Source organism: Campylobacter hepaticus, from assembly GCF_001687475.2.
GTDB lineage: Bacteria > Campylobacterota > Campylobacteria > Campylobacterales > Campylobacteraceae > Campylobacter_D > Campylobacter_D hepaticus.
This window is the reverse complement of record NZ_CP031611.1, coordinates 512081-527202: the sequence shown is the minus strand read 5'-3', so window position 1 is coordinate 527202 and position 15122 is coordinate 512081. Positions and strand designations below refer to the sequence as shown.

The 15122-nt window shown below is 26.4% G+C and carries 17 protein-coding genes; 3 read left to right on the top strand and 14 right to left on the bottom strand.

All coding sequences use genetic code 11. The features are described 5' to 3' along the window. Window positions 1-2: 2 nt before the first annotated feature. The 4 genes from metG to mobB are packed head-to-tail and all read right to left on the bottom strand — an operon-like array spanning window position 3 to window position 3416. Window positions 3-1874: a methionine--tRNA ligase gene (gene metG, locus A2J15_RS02610; protein ID WP_066778268.1), complete on the bottom strand. Its 1872-nt coding sequence runs from the start codon at window positions 1872-1874 to the stop codon at window positions 3-5. Between the two features lie 9 nt (window positions 1875-1883). Next, window positions 1884-2087 (bottom strand): hypothetical protein, encoded by a 204-nt coding sequence (locus A2J15_RS02605; protein WP_066778270.1) that lies wholly within the window; start codon window positions 2085-2087, stop codon window positions 1884-1886. Next, window positions 2084-2923 carry a class 1 fructose-bisphosphatase gene (locus A2J15_RS02600; protein ID WP_066778273.1) on the bottom strand — a complete coding sequence of 280 codons (840 nt, stop codon included), beginning with the start codon at window positions 2921-2923 and terminating at the stop codon, window positions 2084-2086. Before A2J15_RS02600 ends, A2J15_RS02605 begins: the two co-directional genes overlap by 4 nt. Window position 2924: 1 nt before the next feature. Then, window positions 2925-3416, bottom strand: coding sequence for a molybdopterin-guanine dinucleotide biosynthesis protein B (mobB, locus tag A2J15_RS02595; RefSeq protein WP_066778275.1), 492 nt, complete (start codon window positions 3414-3416; stop codon window positions 2925-2927). A 96-nt stretch (window positions 3417-3512) separates the two neighbouring features. Here mobB and A2J15_RS02590 point away from each other — a divergent pair, with 96 nt between their 5' ends. After that, on the top strand, window positions 3513-3998 hold the full coding sequence (locus tag A2J15_RS02590) for a hypothetical protein (RefSeq protein ID WP_066778277.1): 486 nt from the start codon (window positions 3513-3515) through the stop codon (window positions 3996-3998). Here A2J15_RS02590 and A2J15_RS02585 read toward each other — a convergent pair. The 3 genes from A2J15_RS02585 to gltX are packed head-to-tail and all read right to left on the bottom strand — an operon-like array spanning window position 3895 to window position 7096. Continuing rightward, window positions 3895-5520: a lytic transglycosylase domain-containing protein gene (locus A2J15_RS02585; RefSeq protein ID WP_066778279.1), complete on the bottom strand. Its 1626-nt coding sequence runs from the start codon at window positions 5518-5520 to the stop codon at window positions 3895-3897. The two genes, A2J15_RS02590 and A2J15_RS02585, sit on opposite strands and share 104 nt — an antisense overlap. Next, on the bottom strand, window positions 5517-5798 hold the full coding sequence (locus tag A2J15_RS02580; RefSeq protein ID WP_066778281.1) for a YggT family protein: 282 nt from the start codon (window positions 5796-5798) through the stop codon (window positions 5517-5519). The genes A2J15_RS02585 and A2J15_RS02580 overlap by 4 nt, the downstream gene beginning before the upstream one ends. A 2-nt stretch (window positions 5799-5800) precedes the next feature. Next, window positions 5801-7096, bottom strand: a complete 1296-nt coding sequence (gene gltX, locus A2J15_RS02575) for a glutamate--tRNA ligase (protein WP_066778283.1) — start codon at window positions 7094-7096, stop codon at window positions 5801-5803. An 87-nt stretch (window positions 7097-7183) separates the two neighbouring features. Between gltX and A2J15_RS02570 the strand changes: the two genes are divergently transcribed. Both A2J15_RS02570 and A2J15_RS02565 read left to right on the top strand, forming a co-directional pair. Further along, window positions 7184-8305 (top strand): metallophosphoesterase, encoded by a 1122-nt coding sequence (locus A2J15_RS02570; protein ID WP_066778382.1) that lies wholly within the window; start codon window positions 7184-7186, stop codon window positions 8303-8305. Then, entirely contained in the window at window positions 8302-9102 is an 801-nt protein-coding gene (locus A2J15_RS02565; protein ID WP_066778286.1) for a phosphatidylserine decarboxylase, read from the top strand. The genes A2J15_RS02570 and A2J15_RS02565 overlap by 4 nt, the downstream gene beginning before the upstream one ends. Here the strand turns inward: A2J15_RS02565 and A2J15_RS02560 are convergent. The 7 genes from A2J15_RS02560 to A2J15_RS02530 are packed head-to-tail and all read right to left on the bottom strand — an operon-like array spanning window position 9099 to window position 15093. Further along, complete coding sequence (locus A2J15_RS02560) at window positions 9099-9380, bottom strand: FlhB-like flagellar biosynthesis protein (RefSeq protein WP_066778288.1); 282 nt, start codon at window positions 9378-9380, stop codon at window positions 9099-9101. The genes A2J15_RS02565 and A2J15_RS02560 overlap by 4 nt on opposite strands. After that, on the bottom strand, window positions 9377-11509 hold the full coding sequence (locus A2J15_RS02555) for a flagellar hook-length control protein FliK (protein WP_066778290.1): 2133 nt from the start codon (window positions 11507-11509) through the stop codon (window positions 9377-9379). The genes A2J15_RS02560 and A2J15_RS02555 overlap by 4 nt, the downstream gene beginning before the upstream one ends. Next, window positions 11502-12689 (bottom strand): MFS transporter, encoded by a 1188-nt coding sequence (locus tag A2J15_RS02550; RefSeq protein ID WP_066778292.1) that lies wholly within the window; start codon window positions 12687-12689, stop codon window positions 11502-11504. Before A2J15_RS02550 ends, A2J15_RS02555 begins: the two co-directional genes overlap by 8 nt. After that, on the bottom strand, window positions 12667-13164 hold the full coding sequence (locus A2J15_RS07580) for a hypothetical protein (protein WP_066778297.1): 498 nt from the start codon (window positions 13162-13164) through the stop codon (window positions 12667-12669). The genes A2J15_RS02550 and A2J15_RS07580 overlap by 23 nt, the downstream gene beginning before the upstream one ends. Further along, the gene (locus A2J15_RS02540) at window positions 13161-13478 is read right to left on the bottom strand and encodes an AtpZ/AtpI family protein (protein ID WP_066778300.1); all 318 of its coding nucleotides are present in this window, start codon (window positions 13476-13478) and stop codon (window positions 13161-13163) included. Before A2J15_RS02540 ends, A2J15_RS07580 begins: the two co-directional genes overlap by 4 nt. Beyond that, window positions 13475-14749 carry a glutamate-1-semialdehyde 2,1-aminomutase gene (hemL, locus tag A2J15_RS02535; protein WP_066778302.1) on the bottom strand — a complete coding sequence of 425 codons (1275 nt, stop codon included), beginning with the start codon at window positions 14747-14749 and terminating at the stop codon, window positions 13475-13477. The genes A2J15_RS02540 and hemL overlap by 4 nt, the downstream gene beginning before the upstream one ends. Further along, a complete protein-coding gene (locus tag A2J15_RS02530) occupies window positions 14746-15093 on the bottom strand; it encodes a c-type cytochrome (protein WP_066778304.1) in 348 nt (115 codons plus the stop codon). Before A2J15_RS02530 ends, hemL begins: the two co-directional genes overlap by 4 nt. Window positions 15094-15122 lie beyond the last annotated feature (29 nt).

Genomic DNA, 15122 nt, shown 5'->3' with positions numbered 1-15122 from the left:
TTTTAACCTATTAAAGATCCATTTTTAACGAGTTCTTCAGGTGTAATTAATATAAGCTTGTCTTCACTTTTTGCACAAAGTATCATACCATCACTTTCATATCCAAAAATTTTTGCTTTTTTTAGATTGCTTAAAATACAAACTTGTTTACCAATTAAATCTTCTGCTTTATAAAATTTAGCTATGCCTGAAAGGACTTGACGTATTTCTTTATTATCTAATTCAAGTTGAAATTTTAGAAGTTTTTCACTCCCTTTTATATTTTGACAATCAAGTACTGTAGCAATTTTAATTTCAATTTTAGCAAAATCATCGATTTTAATTCTAGGGTTTTGTTTTTCTTCTTTTTTATTTAAAAAGTTTTGTTCTATTTTTGGAAATAAAACTTCGCAAGCACTTATTTTAAAATTTAAAAGTTCATTATCGATAATTAATTTTTTATAATTTATCGAAGAAAGTTCGAAATTTAAAGCTTTGGCTACTTTTTGACAAGATTTAGGTAAAACAGGGCTTAATAAAAGACTTGTTTTAGCTAAAATATTTGCACAAAGTCCCACAAGAGCATTAGCTTGTTCATATTTATTTTCTTTAATAAGATTCCAAGGTTCGTATTTACTTATAGCTAAATTGGCTATACTTAAAGCTTTAAAAAGTTCTTCTAAATACCGATTGCATTGTAAATTTTCTAAAAAATCTATAGCTAGGTTTAAATGTTTTTGTGCTTGATTGAGTTCAAGGCTGTAAAATTCTAAAATACCTTCTTTAGAAACATTTTTTTGGAAATATTTTTCACTCATTCCTATAATACGATTTAGTAAATTTCCAAATTCATTACTTAATTCAGTGTTTATGCGATTAATTAACATATGCTCACTAAAATCTCCATCATTTCCAAAAGGCACTTCTTTAAGTAAGAAATATCTAAAAGCTTCATCTCCATAAGCATTGATAAGATCTTTAGGTTTTATAACATTGCCTTTAGACTTACTCATTTTTTCACCTTCTTTAGTCCACCAACCATGAGCTCCAATAAATTTAGGTAATGGTAAATCTACACTCATTAAAAAAGCAGGCCAATAAACTGCATGAAAGCGTAAAATATCTTTACCCACTAAATGTATATGTGCAGGCCAAAATTTTCGATTTTTGTTTTCACTATTATAATCAAGTGAGCTTACATAAATAAAAAGCGCATCTAGCCAAACGTAAATAATGTGTTTATCATCGTGAATTTCTTTGGGTAATTTAATTCCCCAATCAAAGCTTGTTCTAGTAATAGAAAGATCTTTAAGTCCACTTTCTACAAAATTAATCAATTCATTTTTTTTATTTTTTGGTAAAATAGGATCTTCTTTGTTATACCATTGTAAAATTTTATCTTGATATTTTGAAAGTTTAAAAAAATAACTTTCTTCTTTTAAAAGGGTTGTGTTTTTACCACAATCTGGACAAGAATATTCATTAATAAGCTGGCTTTTTGTAAAAAAGCTTTCACAAGAAACGCAATAATGTCCTTCGTATTCGTCTTTATATATATCGCCTTTTTTCCACATTTTTAAAAACATGGCTTTGACAAATTCTATATGTTTAATATCGGTTGTTCTTGCATAAATATCATAGCTTATTTCAAATTCATCCCATAATTTTTTAAATTCAAGACTAATTTTATCAGCATATTCTTTAGGAGTAGAGTTTTTTAATTTCGCTACCTCTTCAATTTTTTGTCCATGTTCATCAGTTCCTGTTAACAATAAAGTTTCATGTCCTTGTAAACGATAAAATCTAGCTAAGGTGTCAGCAATGATAGTTGTATAAGCATGACCTAAATGAGGTACATCATTGACATAATAAATTGGTGTTGTAATATAGCGCATTTTTTTCCTTTAAAAATCAAATCCTCCCTCGGTTTTACCCTTGGACATGCTATTATAAACAGCATCTACATAGTTTTTTCTAATTAAACATGTGAAAATTTCATTGCAATTATAACAAGATTTTAAACCTTTTGAGTTTTGACAAGAAAGTAAATCGTCTTTTTTTTCATCTAAATCTTGTTCAAATTCATCTTTATTTAATAATTCACTCATTTATAAGCCTTTAGAAGTTTTGTAATTTCATATTCTGATCCAAAAAAACAAGGTGTTGTAGCATGAATATTGTTAAATTCAAGATCAAGTAAAGATTTATTGTTTCCATTACTTGTTTTGCCACCAGCTTTTTCTACAATAAAGGCTAAAGGGAATACTTCAAATAAAGCTCTAAGTTTTCCTTGTGGAGCATCTTTAGTGGCAGGATAACTAAAAATTCCACCGCCTTTAAGTAAAATTTGATTAATATCGCTTACCATGGCACCTGAATATCTTAAGCGATAACCTTCAAGAAAAAGTTCTCTGATAAAAGAGGCGTGTTTGGTATCCCAAAATTGTTGAGTTCCTCCTGTGGCATTAATTTTACCTTTTTGATTCATTTTAAGATCCTTTATAAAGGTGAAATTATTATTTGCATCAAGACGGTAAAGTTTTGGGATATCTTGACAAATTACAAGTTCTAAACGTGATCCATACATACTATAAATAGCGGCTTTTAAATTTTTAGCATGTGCTTGCTTTTCATAAATAGCAAAAATAGAACCTATGCTAAAATTTACATCCATTAAACTTGATCCATCTAAAGGATCGTAAGCGATAATAAATGGCGCATCTTCATTAAGTGTTAATATTTCATTTTTTTCTTCGCTAATAAGAGCTTTAATACTAGAACATTGACTCAGGGTATTTGTTATGATTTCATCACTTAAAATATCTAATTTTAATTGAGTATCTCCTGTAAAATTGTGACTTTGATTATAGTTAAGATCTGGAAATTTTAAGGCTTTAGAAATTTGTATAACTGCTTTTTGCACATGATAAATAAGATCTTGCATTTTATAATTCTCCTTTTAAATTTTTAGCGTTTTTAAGTATATATTTGCAAATTTTTTCTATATTATTTAAATCAAGCCAAACTAAATTTGAAGATGTAATTTTTTTATAGCTTGCAATGGCATTAGAATAATTAAAATAGCTTTCATCTATTTCTTTACAAAATACACTAATTCTTGGTAAATTAAGAGTTTTTAAACCTTCTACTAAACAAATATCAAAATCAGAAGCTAATTTTAAAGCCTCTAAAATACTATTTTCTTTGTGTGAAAATAAGGTAGTCCTACTAGGACTTAATACCATTACTTCAGCTCCACTTTGAAAAAAAATAAAGCTATCTTTACCATTATGATCAAATTGAGCTTTATTAGCTGGATCATGTTTAATGATAAGAACTTTTAGATTTTGTTCAATAAATCTTTTAGCTATTTGTTTTATAAGTGTGGTTTTACCTGAATTTGAAGGTCCGCTAAATGCCATAATAAGTTGTTTCATGGAGCACACTCTTAATTTTTTAATAAATTATATCTTTTTAAACTAAAAAATAGGGTTAAAAAGTTACAATAATTATAATAAAAATATAGGAAAAAAATGAAGTTTTATATTTTAGTTTTTAGTATTTTTTTAATGAGTTCTTGTTCATTAAAAGATCAATCTATTGTAGATATGAATTTAAAGTCACAAACTTTAATGTTTACGCAAAAATATAAAATTACTCAAAATAAGATGAATGCTATTGTTAGTATGTCTTATTTAAATCCTGTTTTAGATTATACAAGTCAAGATGATATTTTTGCTCTATCTTTAACTCCAAATACTTTTAAAATTGAAAAATTGGAAGTTTTTATTAATAATAAAAAAGCTAAAATAGAGCAATTAGACAAATCTTATTTAAAGTATCTTATACAAAATCATTATACCCATTATTTTAGGGTATATCTTTCTGAAATGAAAGAAAAAACTAAATTTATAGCTAAGATTTGTTTAAATGATTTGCCTTGTTTTGAATTAAATTTTCAAAAATATCCGAAATCTTTATACTATCGTTCAGAAGATATCGATACACAATATAATTAGCTAGAACTTTTTTTCCATAAATTCTACTTTCTTGATAAGGAACTAATTCCATGGATAAAAAAGGTTCAAATTTACCTGCTTTAAACATGTCTTCCCTTGCAAGCATACGGCTGGTAAATCCTATGCCACCATTATAAGCATAAGCTGTAAAGAGTGGAGATTTTAAGCGTGTTTCTAAATAATTTAAATGATGGTTTCCAAAATAATACGCCATTTCAGGTTTAAACATAAAATCTTGATCAAAATTTGGAATTTTGAGTTCTTTTTCTCCTATGTGATTTGCTAAAAATGGCATAAATTGCATCATACCTAAAGCATAAGAGACTGAAATAGCAGTTGGAATAAAATGACTTTCTTGTCTAGCAATAGCTAAAATTAAAGCTTGTCTTGTTGTATTATAATCTTTTATATTTTCATAATAAGGCATGATAAAATAATGTTTTTTGAAATTATTTTTACGTTCTAATATATAAGTATAAATGGGTAAGGTTTCTTGGGTATTAAATTCTTTTGCTAAAGCATCTAATTCACTTGCATTAGCATCACGGATTTTTTTGTGAAGTTTTTGCCAAGCAAAAGGATCATGTATATTAAAATCATTTTTTTTTCTACTAGGGTTTAAATTTTCTATTTTTGGAAAAGGTGTGTTAGTAAGTTCTTTTGCATAAAGACTATAGATATTTAAAGAAGGGCTTTGGGATAAGGTTTTTAAATCCTGTTCATTATGATTAAGAAACCACATCCAAAAAATGGCGTTATCTTTTTTACTTTGAACTTTAAAAGTTTTAGCTGCTTGTTTGAAAAAATTATAAGCAAGTTCTGTTTTATCATAAGTTAAAGCATTTACTCCTAGGTAAAAAGCACTATCTTCACTTACAAGTTCAGGGTTTATTTGTAGCATAGCATATCTAAAATGAGGGTTTTCTTTTTTAATAATAGTGTTTTGTATAAAATTTTTAAAACCAACATGATAAGATAGTTTATTAATGAAATTAGCATTTAAATCTAAATCATATTTTTTAGAATAATTATAAAGTTTAAAAAAACTATTAATATCTTCTTTTTGTATGATATAAGCCATAGGATTGGGAGTATTAAAAGCAAGTAATAAATTAGCTAAATCAGGTTTTTGTTTTTCAAAAATTTGAGCTAAACTTATTCTATGTTTAGCGTCTAAATCTGCTATAAAAACAAGAGAATTTAAACGTATACTTTGACAAGTTAAATTAGCATCTAAAATAGTTTTTGTAGTGTAAGTATAACATTTAGCATATTTTGGATTGATATAAGGTTTTAAAGGAATGATTTTTTCAAATTCAGTTTTAATTTTTCCTATATAGCGAAAAATATGAGAATTTAAATTTTGTGCCTCTTTTTCACTGATAGCTTTTTTTTCTAAAAGTCTATAAATATAATAATCTTTAGCTAAAGAATTTTCTTCTTTTTTAAGTTTTTCTATATCATATTGTACAGCATTTAAATAAGAAAACACAAATAAAAAAACAAACCATTTATTTTTCACAATATACCCTTTAAAATATTTTGAAGAAAAATATCAAGAAATTTTAATATTAGCACTATGATTAAGGGAGCAAGATCTATACTTCCTATACGAGTTGGAATTTTTCTTACTAAATTATAAGCGGGATAGCTTAATTTATATAAGATTTGTACTATGGGATTATAAGGATCTGGGTTGACCCAACTTAAAAGAGCGGTGATAATGATAATCCAAATGTAAATATTAATAATAATTTGAACAATTTGAAAAATTGAAATAATAAAAGAATCAAAAAACATAATTAAATCCTTGCTAGTTCATGAATAAATTGTTTTATATAAGGATAAAGATCACTAAGTTCTGGACCATAGGTGTTTCCTGTAAGAATAATCCTTAAAGGCATAAAGAATTTTTTACCTTTTAAACCACTTTGATTTAAAAGTTCTTTTTTAAAATCTTCATAATTTTCAAACAATGTTATTCTTTTTAAAATATCTTTTAAAATCGTACATTCTGTTTGAAATTCTTGATAATCTTTAATTTGAAAAATAGTTTGTATTTTTTCTTTAAGTTCTTTAGTGGTGCTTGCTTCTTGAGTATAAAATTTAGCAAGTTCTGCTAGGTCTTTATTAAGATTAAGAAGCTGGTTGAGTTTTTCATTGGGCATTCTTTTGATATGTTCTCGATTAATTTGTAAAAGTTTTTTAAGATCAAATTTAGCAGGGGCTTTAGAAATTTTAGTAATATCAAACCATTCAATTGCTTCTTCTAAAGTAAAAATTTCACAAGGAGTTTTATTGCCTAGCATGATAAGATAATTAGCAATAGAACTAGGTAAAATTCCTTGATCAAGTAACCATTTTACAGAAGAATGCGCTTCTCTTTTACTCATTTTTGTATTTTCTTCATTTAAGATAATGGGTAAGTGTGCATAAGTTATAGTATTAGTATAAGCTAGACTAGCACGAATATGTTCTTGTTTTGGGGTGTTAGAAACATGATCTTCCCCGCGTATGATACAAGTTATATTTTCAAGCATATCATCTACTGCACAAGCAAAATTATAAGTTGGAGTTTTATCAGTTCTCATGATTACAAAAGAATCTATATCTTGAGGTTTGAAATCGAGTTCGCCTTTTATAAAATCTTTAAATTTTATATTATGGTTAGGTTTTTTAATGCGAATAACAAAGGGTTTTTCGCATGTTAAAATATCAATATTGCTTAAATGCTCGCAAGTGCCATCATAGCGGTAAGGTTTGCCTTGTTTTTTGGCTAATTCTTTTTTGCTTTGAAGTTCTTCTTGAGTACAAAAACAAGCAAATGCTTTTTTTTCGTTTACAAGTTTTAGGGCCATTTGACGATGAAATTTTAAATTTTGACTTTGTATATAAAAATGTTGCCATGAAATACCAAAAATATTTAAAATTTCTTTGATTTCTTCTTCTTTACCTTCTATATTTCTTATTTGATCTGTATCTTCAATACGTAGAATAAAATCTGTATGTTTTTGTTTTGCGCAAATATAATTAAATAAAGCTGCGCGTAAATTTCCTATATGCATATCGCCTGTTGGAGAAGGTGCAAAACGATACATTTTATAACCTTTAATTTTATTAAAAAGTTTTATTATAACAAAAAAATTTATATGGATATTTAATTTTTGCTTTGTTATAATGCTTTCATGATATTTTTCATTTTTTCTTTGGGCATATTATTGATTTTTGCTTTGGCTAATGTTTATATTTATAAAAGATTTATTAAAAAAATCATTATTTTTAAACATTTGCACCAATTTTTTGCTTTTATTTTTATTTTACTTTTTTTAGCACAAGCTGTATTTTTAGCTTTTCGTAAAGAAGATTATTTAGGTGATATGGAGTATGAAATTTTGGCTATGCTTTATGCACCTACTTATTGTTTGTTTTTTATAAGTTTAATATTAGATTTAATAAAGTTGATTTTGTTACTTAAAGGAAAAGTGTATGAGAAATACCATTTCATCGCACGTTTATCTTTTGAATGTATGCTTATTTTTATAGGATTTTTTTTAACTTATATAAGCATTAATAATGCTTTAAAAATACCTCAAATTCATAATGTAGATATTAATATAGCTGATTTAGAAAAAAATTTAAAAATAGCTATGCTTACAGATGTGCATTTGGGTAAGAATTTACATGAAGATTTTTTAGAGAAATTAATTACTAAGGTAAATTCAGAAAAACCTGATATGGTAGTTATAGTAGGTGATTTAATAGATACAGATCCTAAAAAATTACATTATATTTCCAAACTTAATCATTTGCAATCTTATTATGGAACTTTTTATGCTTTAGGTAATCATGAGTATTATCATGGAGTTAATCAAGTATTAGATTTGCTTAAAAAGCATACTAATATGAAAATTTTAGTAAACCAAAATTTAGATTTAGATGTGATTAATATTGGAGCAATTGCAGATTTAGCAGGTCTTAATAAGGGTTTTTTGGGTCCTGATTTAGCAAGAGTAAAAGTAGATTTAAACACGAGTAAACCTAGTATTTTGCTTACTCATCAACCTAAAGCAGCTTTGCTTTATGATTTAAGTGATTTTGATCTTGTTTTAAGTGGACATACTCATGGTGGACAAATCTTTCCTTTTATGTTTTTGGTTAAACTCCAACAAGGTTTTATTCATGGACTTTATGATTTAGGAGGAAAAACCAAGCTTTATGTTAGTAGTGGGGCAGGATTTTGGGGTCCAAGCCTTAGAGTCTTTGCTCAAAGTGAAATTGTAATTTTAAATTTAAAAGGAAAAAAATGAGTTTTTCAAAGCAAAGTTCAAGATTATTTGGTTTTGTATCAAAATGTAAATTTCCAAAATTTATACAAAAAATAATTAATGAAAAATATGTAAATTATTTTAAAATTGATATGAGTGAATTTAAAAATTCCTATGAATATGACAGTTTAAATGCACTTTTTACAAGATCTTTAGAAATTCCAAGAAAACTTGATGAAGGCTTTATTAGTCCTTGTGATGGTAAAATTTTAGAATGTGGTCATACTTTTTTAGCTAAAGAAGAGCATTTTGCTTTTTCTATTAAAGGCTGTACTTATAGTGTTGAAGAACTTTTAAGGGACAATTTTGAAAAAGAAGAATTAAAAAATGGACTTGATTATGTTAATATTTATCTTTCCCCAAAAGATTATCATCGTTATCATAGTCCTTGCAATATGCAGATTTTAAGTGCAAGTTATATAAGCGGGATGCTTTATAGTGTAAATGAAAAATCTTTAAAACATGTTGGTAATTTATATGTAAAAAATGAAAGAGTTAGTTTAAAATGTCAGACTCAAAAAGGTATTTTTTGGCTTGTTTTTATTGGGGCACAAAATGTGGGTAAAATGCGTTTTAATTTTGATGCAAGCATACAAACTAATGCAAAAATTTCTCATAATTTTACAAGGAAATATACAGATTTGATGATTAGTAAAGCACAAGAATTGGGTAATTTTGAATTAGGATCCACCATCGTTTTGATTTCTCAAAAAGGTCTTTTTGATTATAAGCTTAAAATAGAGCAAAATGTAAAATTTGGAGAAAAAATTGCTGATTAAGTTTTAGGTGTTTTATTTGCCATTTGATAAATAAAAGCAAAAATTTCAGCTACAGCTTTATACATATTAGGTGGAATTTCATCACCTAAATCAAGTTTGCTTAAAATTTCTATTAAGTCTTCATCTTCTTTAATAGGCACACCATGTTCTTTGGCTAAAGCAATGATTTTAGCCGCACTCTCACCCTTGCCACTAGCTAAAACTTTAGGTGCTGTATGTTTTTCTTTTTGATAGGCTAGGGCAACTGCTTTTTTTACTGATTTTTTAATTTCATTCATACTTTTTTATCCATGCCTATTTCAAGGTCTAAATTTTTTATATTTTTAGCATCAAATTTATTTTTAATAATATCTCCTATAAAGAAATTTCCACTTAAAAGCCCTGCTTTATTAATATTTCTTTTAAGAGTATGCGCATTTTCATAAATGGTTTTTCTAAATTCAATATTTTCAGCCATGATATTAATATCTATATATTTTTCATTATTAAGAGAAAGAAGAATTTCTAAATTTCCAAGTTTTGCAAATTCAAGTTTAATTTGAGCAAAAAATTTATCTTTTTTGCCACGTCTAAATATAATTTTAGAATCGTTTAAATCTTCCCATGAAAAAGGTAAATAAGTATTAATAGAATCATTAGCTAAAGACATGAGTTGATTGATTTCAAGTTGAGCTAAAAGGCGATTTGCTTGATTATATATGGCCTCATTATTTTCATTTTTAGCTAAATTAGAAATTTGTAAAAGTGTAGATTTAACATCATGATGTAAAGAATCTGCTATATCTTCATTAGTCTTGGATTTAATTTGTGCTAGATCTTTAAGGGAGTGATTGAGTTTGTGTTCTAAGTGTTTTAATTCTATTTGATTTGATTTAGCATTTTGACTTTGAGGATCAAGTTCTAATAAACTTTTATTAATTTTTATAAAAAGATGATTTAAATGTTTGCTTAAATCTTGTGCTTGATTTAAGTCAAGATTTTCTGTGCTAAATGCTAAATTTTTTATTATATTTTGTTGTATAAAATCTTGATTTTTTAAAATATTTTGATTATTAGATGTATTTTGTTGCATATTTTGTATATTGTTTGTTTTAGGATATTCTTTGTTATTTGGAGTAAAATCTTTGTTTATTTGATGACTTTCTTTGAAATTATTTTTTAAATCTTTAACTTTATTTTCTATATTTTTTTCATTTTCTTGTTTTGTATTATTTTCTTTAATATTGTTTGATTCGTGATTATTTTTTTGGTATTTTATTTTACCATCATTGTCTTTATTGTCTTTTTTTTCTGTTGAAGTTATTTGTTTATTAGGATTTATTTCGTGATTTTTTTCATCAGGTTGTGATGAATTTTTTGTTTTATTTTCTATAGAATTCTCTTTTATGTTTTGATGTTTATATTTTGAAGGATTTTGCTCATGAATAGAATTTTGTGTTAAATGAATTTTATTTTGGTTTTTTAAATTGCCACGTTCTAAGATATTTTTTAAAGTATTTTCAAGTTTTTCAAAAGCATTAGCAACTTGCTTTAAAATGGTTGTATCTTTAATAAGAAGATTTTCTGATTTATTTAAAGTTTTAGAAAAATGATGTTTTATAGAATTTAATTCTTTTGATATTTTATGAGCCAAAGGGATAATTTTTTCTTGAGCGTGGCTTGGATTTTTACTGATGTAATTTTTAAAATTTTCTAATTTAGTGCTTAATTGTAAAAGTATTTTAAAAGAACTTTTATTTAAGATTGTTTTATTTTGGTTTTGATAATGATCAATAATATTTTTTAGTTCTTTTAAGGCATCTTTTGGACTTAAGTTAGTATCAGCAAGTTGAGCTATTTTATTACTAAGTTCTTTATTGCTAAGTCCTTTAATAGCACTTAAAAGAGAATGAAAACTTTTAGGTAATAATTCTTCATTTAAGGCGTCTTTTAACTTAGCTTCTAAAAACACTCCCGAGTTTTTTAATAAAGGGGCAAGATTATCATTTTTAATTTCACTAGCAGGTTTTAAAATAGTATTGAGTTTATTTAAAACTTGTGTAAAAATATCATTTTTTGCAAGTTCTGTGCTTAAATTTTTTAATTCATTTGCAAAATTGGGTGCTAAATTTAAATTTTTTCCTTGTTTAAGCATAGGTGAATTAGGATTTTTTTGAGCATTAATTTGGTTTAGAAGTTTATTGATAAGTTCTTTTAATTTTTCGTTAATTTGATTTGAGCTAAAATTAGGTGTAATTTCTTCTTTATTTATATTTTTGTTTGAAGTTAAATTTTCTTTTAAAACTTCTGTAAGACTTTGTTTTGAACTGTTTTTTGAACCAGTTTTGTCCTTTAGGGTATTATTATCTGTTTTTGAATCATTTTTTTGTAGATTAGAAATTTGACTTGTGATTTGAGTATTAATCATTTAATAAAACCATGTTTCTAGGTTTTTTTCTTAAATTTTTATTAAGTATATTTGGTTTATTTATGGCAAAGAGAATTAAAAATCCTAAACAAACTATATAAAACCAAATAAAACCTTGAGTTTGAAAATATTGCATTAAAATTCCTAAAATTAAAGGACCAAATAAAGAACCTAAAGAATAACAAAAAAGAACTCCTCTTCCTAATTCTACACTTTTATTTTTATTAATGAGCATATCATTAGCTCTAGCAAGTGCTAAAGCATATAAACAAAAAACTCCTACGCCTAACAAACTTCCTAAAAAGTATTGAAAATATAAATGAAGTTTAAAAAAAGCAAAAATTAACATGGTAAAAAAGGCTATGCTAGAACAAGTAATAATAGCAAATTTTCTTCCTAGTTTATCTGAAATAATTCCCATAATGGTTTGAGCAAAAAAGCCTCCTAAAACTCCACAAAACATAAAATAAGATACAGATTTAGCATCAAAACCTTGCAAAAGTATAAAAACAGAAGCCATGGAGAAAAAACCATTAATAAGCATTCCTGCTATAAAGCTTGTAGTTATAGCTAAGGGTGCGATATCAAAAATTTTTGGTATGGAAATAGGGCTTGGTTGTGGTAAAATAGGTTCTTTGATTTTGATGAGATTTAAAGGTAAGGATGAAAGTAAAATTAAGCTTGCACTTAAAATAAAAACAGTATGCTGGCTTAAATTTAAAGCTATGATTAAAATACCTAATCCAAAAGCAAGATAAAAAACAATTTCATAAAATCCTAAAATTCTTGAACGTACAGCATTTTTACTTTTTTCATTAAGCCATGATTCTATAACCATTAAAAGCCCATAATAACAAATTCCTATAAAAAATCTTAAAAGAGCCCAAAAGATTAAACTATCGCTTATGGTATGAAGCATGGCTGAAATTCCAAATACTGCGCCAAATAAACCAAAAGATCTTATATGTCCTATACGAGAAATAATCTTATGCGCACTTATAGTACCCACAAGTGCGCCTATGAAAAAACAAGAACTTATTATACCTACGGCTAAAGAGCTTTCACCTTTTTCTTTTAGTATAACTCCTATTGAGCTTACTATTAAAGCATTGCCTGCAAATAAAAATACCATACCAGCAAAAAGTGCTGTCATTGATTTAATAATTTTTTTTGGACTCATGTTTTTTTATATATAAAAGAAAAATAAATATACAAACTAGCAAGGATGAAATTCCACAAATATAAGCTAAGATATTAAGTTTATCTTGGCGATGTAAGAATAAAAATCCAGCAACTAATATCATATAAGCTATAAGTTTAAAAAGAGAAAAAAATAAAGTAAAAAAGTGAATTTTATCTTTCATATTTAAATCCTCTTTTATTGCTTTAAAATGAACTTTTTTAGGAATAATTTGTTTTGTTTTTATAAAAATTAATGGAATATTTTTGAAATTTTTTTTATAAATTTCTATCTTTTTCCTTATGGCTTTTTTATAGTTTAAATAAGAAAACAAAACAACTAAAAGAATACTAAAAAAAGCTATTTCATAGCTTAAAAATACCTCTAATTTTAAATTATTTGTTATTAAAAAGATAATCCAAAAAAATAAATGAACACTAACAATGATATAAAACAAAATTGCGTTATGCTTCATAATTGATTTTTTTCTTCTTGAATTTTTTCTTGAATTAAAGCATCTCTTTTGCTAAACTCTTCATAAGTTTGTATTTGATTTTTATAAGCTTTGTAAACATTAAGTATTGCTCCACCAATACCCCAAAATACTCCAAGCCAAAAAAGCCAGGGATAAGGTGTGAACCGTTTAAGCAAATATCCTATTGCTATACCTAATAATATAGCAATTATTATAGAAATTCCAAGACTTAAACCATGAGCAGCTTCAAGGGTGCTGCGTATAATTTTTTGTCTTTTTTTGCCAGTATGATTTTCTTTTAAGGTATTATTCATATTTTTCTAAAACTTTCTTGTATGGCTTGTAGTGTTGTATCTATCATTTTGTGCGTTATTTTTGAACAAATAAAACCTGTTTCAAATTGTGAAGGTGCCAAATAAATTTTATTTTCAAGCATATTTTTGTGAAATTTTGAAAATAATTTAAGATCAGATTTTAAGGCATCTTGATAATTTAATACAGGATCTTTAATAAAAAAATATCCAAACATGGAGCCAATATGACAAATTTGTAAAGGAATTCCTTTTTCATTAGCTAATTTTTTCATTTCTTGAGTAAGTTTTTTAGCTAATTCTCCAAGTTTTTCATAAAGATTGATTTTCTTTTTTGCTTTTGTGAGACTTGCAATACCTGCTGCCATTGCCAAAGGATTGCCGCTTAAAGTTCCTGCTTGATAAACCCCACCTAAAGGACTTAAAATATCCATAATTTCAGCTTTAGCAGCAAATGCACCAGCAGGCAAACCCCCTCCTATAACTTTACCAAAAGTTACTATATCAGCTTGGATATGATTAATTCCATAAGATCCAAGATAAGAAGCTCTATATCCACTCATAACTTCATCAAAAATTAGTAAAGTTTCATTAGCTTTACAAAGTTTATAAAGTTCTTCTAAAAAAGCTTGCTTGGCTGGAACTAATCCCATATTTCCTGCAATGGGTTCAATAATAACACAAGCAATATCTTTATTTTTTTTAAAAAGTTCCTCAACGCTTTGTATATCATTGTATTTTGCAACTAGGGTATATTTAGCTAAATCTTCTAAAACTCCTAAAGAACTAGGGGAGTTAAAAGTAGCAGCGCCACTTCCTGCGCTTACTAATAAAGAATCAGAATGCCCATGATAACATCCTTCAAATTTTAAAATTTTCTTTTTCTTTGTAAAACCACGTGCAAGACGAATAGCACTCATAGTGGCTTCTGTACCACTGCTAACAAAACGAATTTTATCTAAATGAGGAAAGTCAGTTAAAATCAGTTTAGCTAATTCTGTTTCTAATAAAGTTGGAGCACCAAAACTTGATCCTTTTTTTAATGCTTTATAGCATGCTTTTTGAATATCTTTATCACAATGTCCAAAAAGCAAAGGTCCCCAACTTTGTACATAATCTATATAAGCATTTCCTTCTATGTCAAAAATATAAGCTCCTTTGCCATGGGAAATAAATTTGGGTTGACTTTGGACATTTGTAAAAGCGCGAACTGGAGAATTCACGCCACCTGCTATAAATTTACATGCTTGTTCAAAAGCTTTTTCATTAGTCATTTTTCTTCCTTACTAAATTGCTTAATATAATTATATAAAGTCATAACTTCATCATCGGTTAAAGAATAATTTGGCATAATAGATTTAGTATTCTTAGTTTGATTTAAAGAGTTTTTAAATTTTTCAAAATTAAGATTTTGTATACTTGGAATTTTATAAGCTGTTTTGATACCATTTTTTGTATAATATCCTAAAATTTGTTCGCTCCCATCTTTTCCATGGCATTTTTTACAACTAATACCTCTTGGATTTTCATATAACATTTTAGCGTATTCTTTAAGTGTAATAAAATCTGCACTAAAAAGGTTGATATTTAATAAAAAAAACATTAAAGCGAATTTCAAAGCTTAACCTTGTTAATAAAGTTTTAATA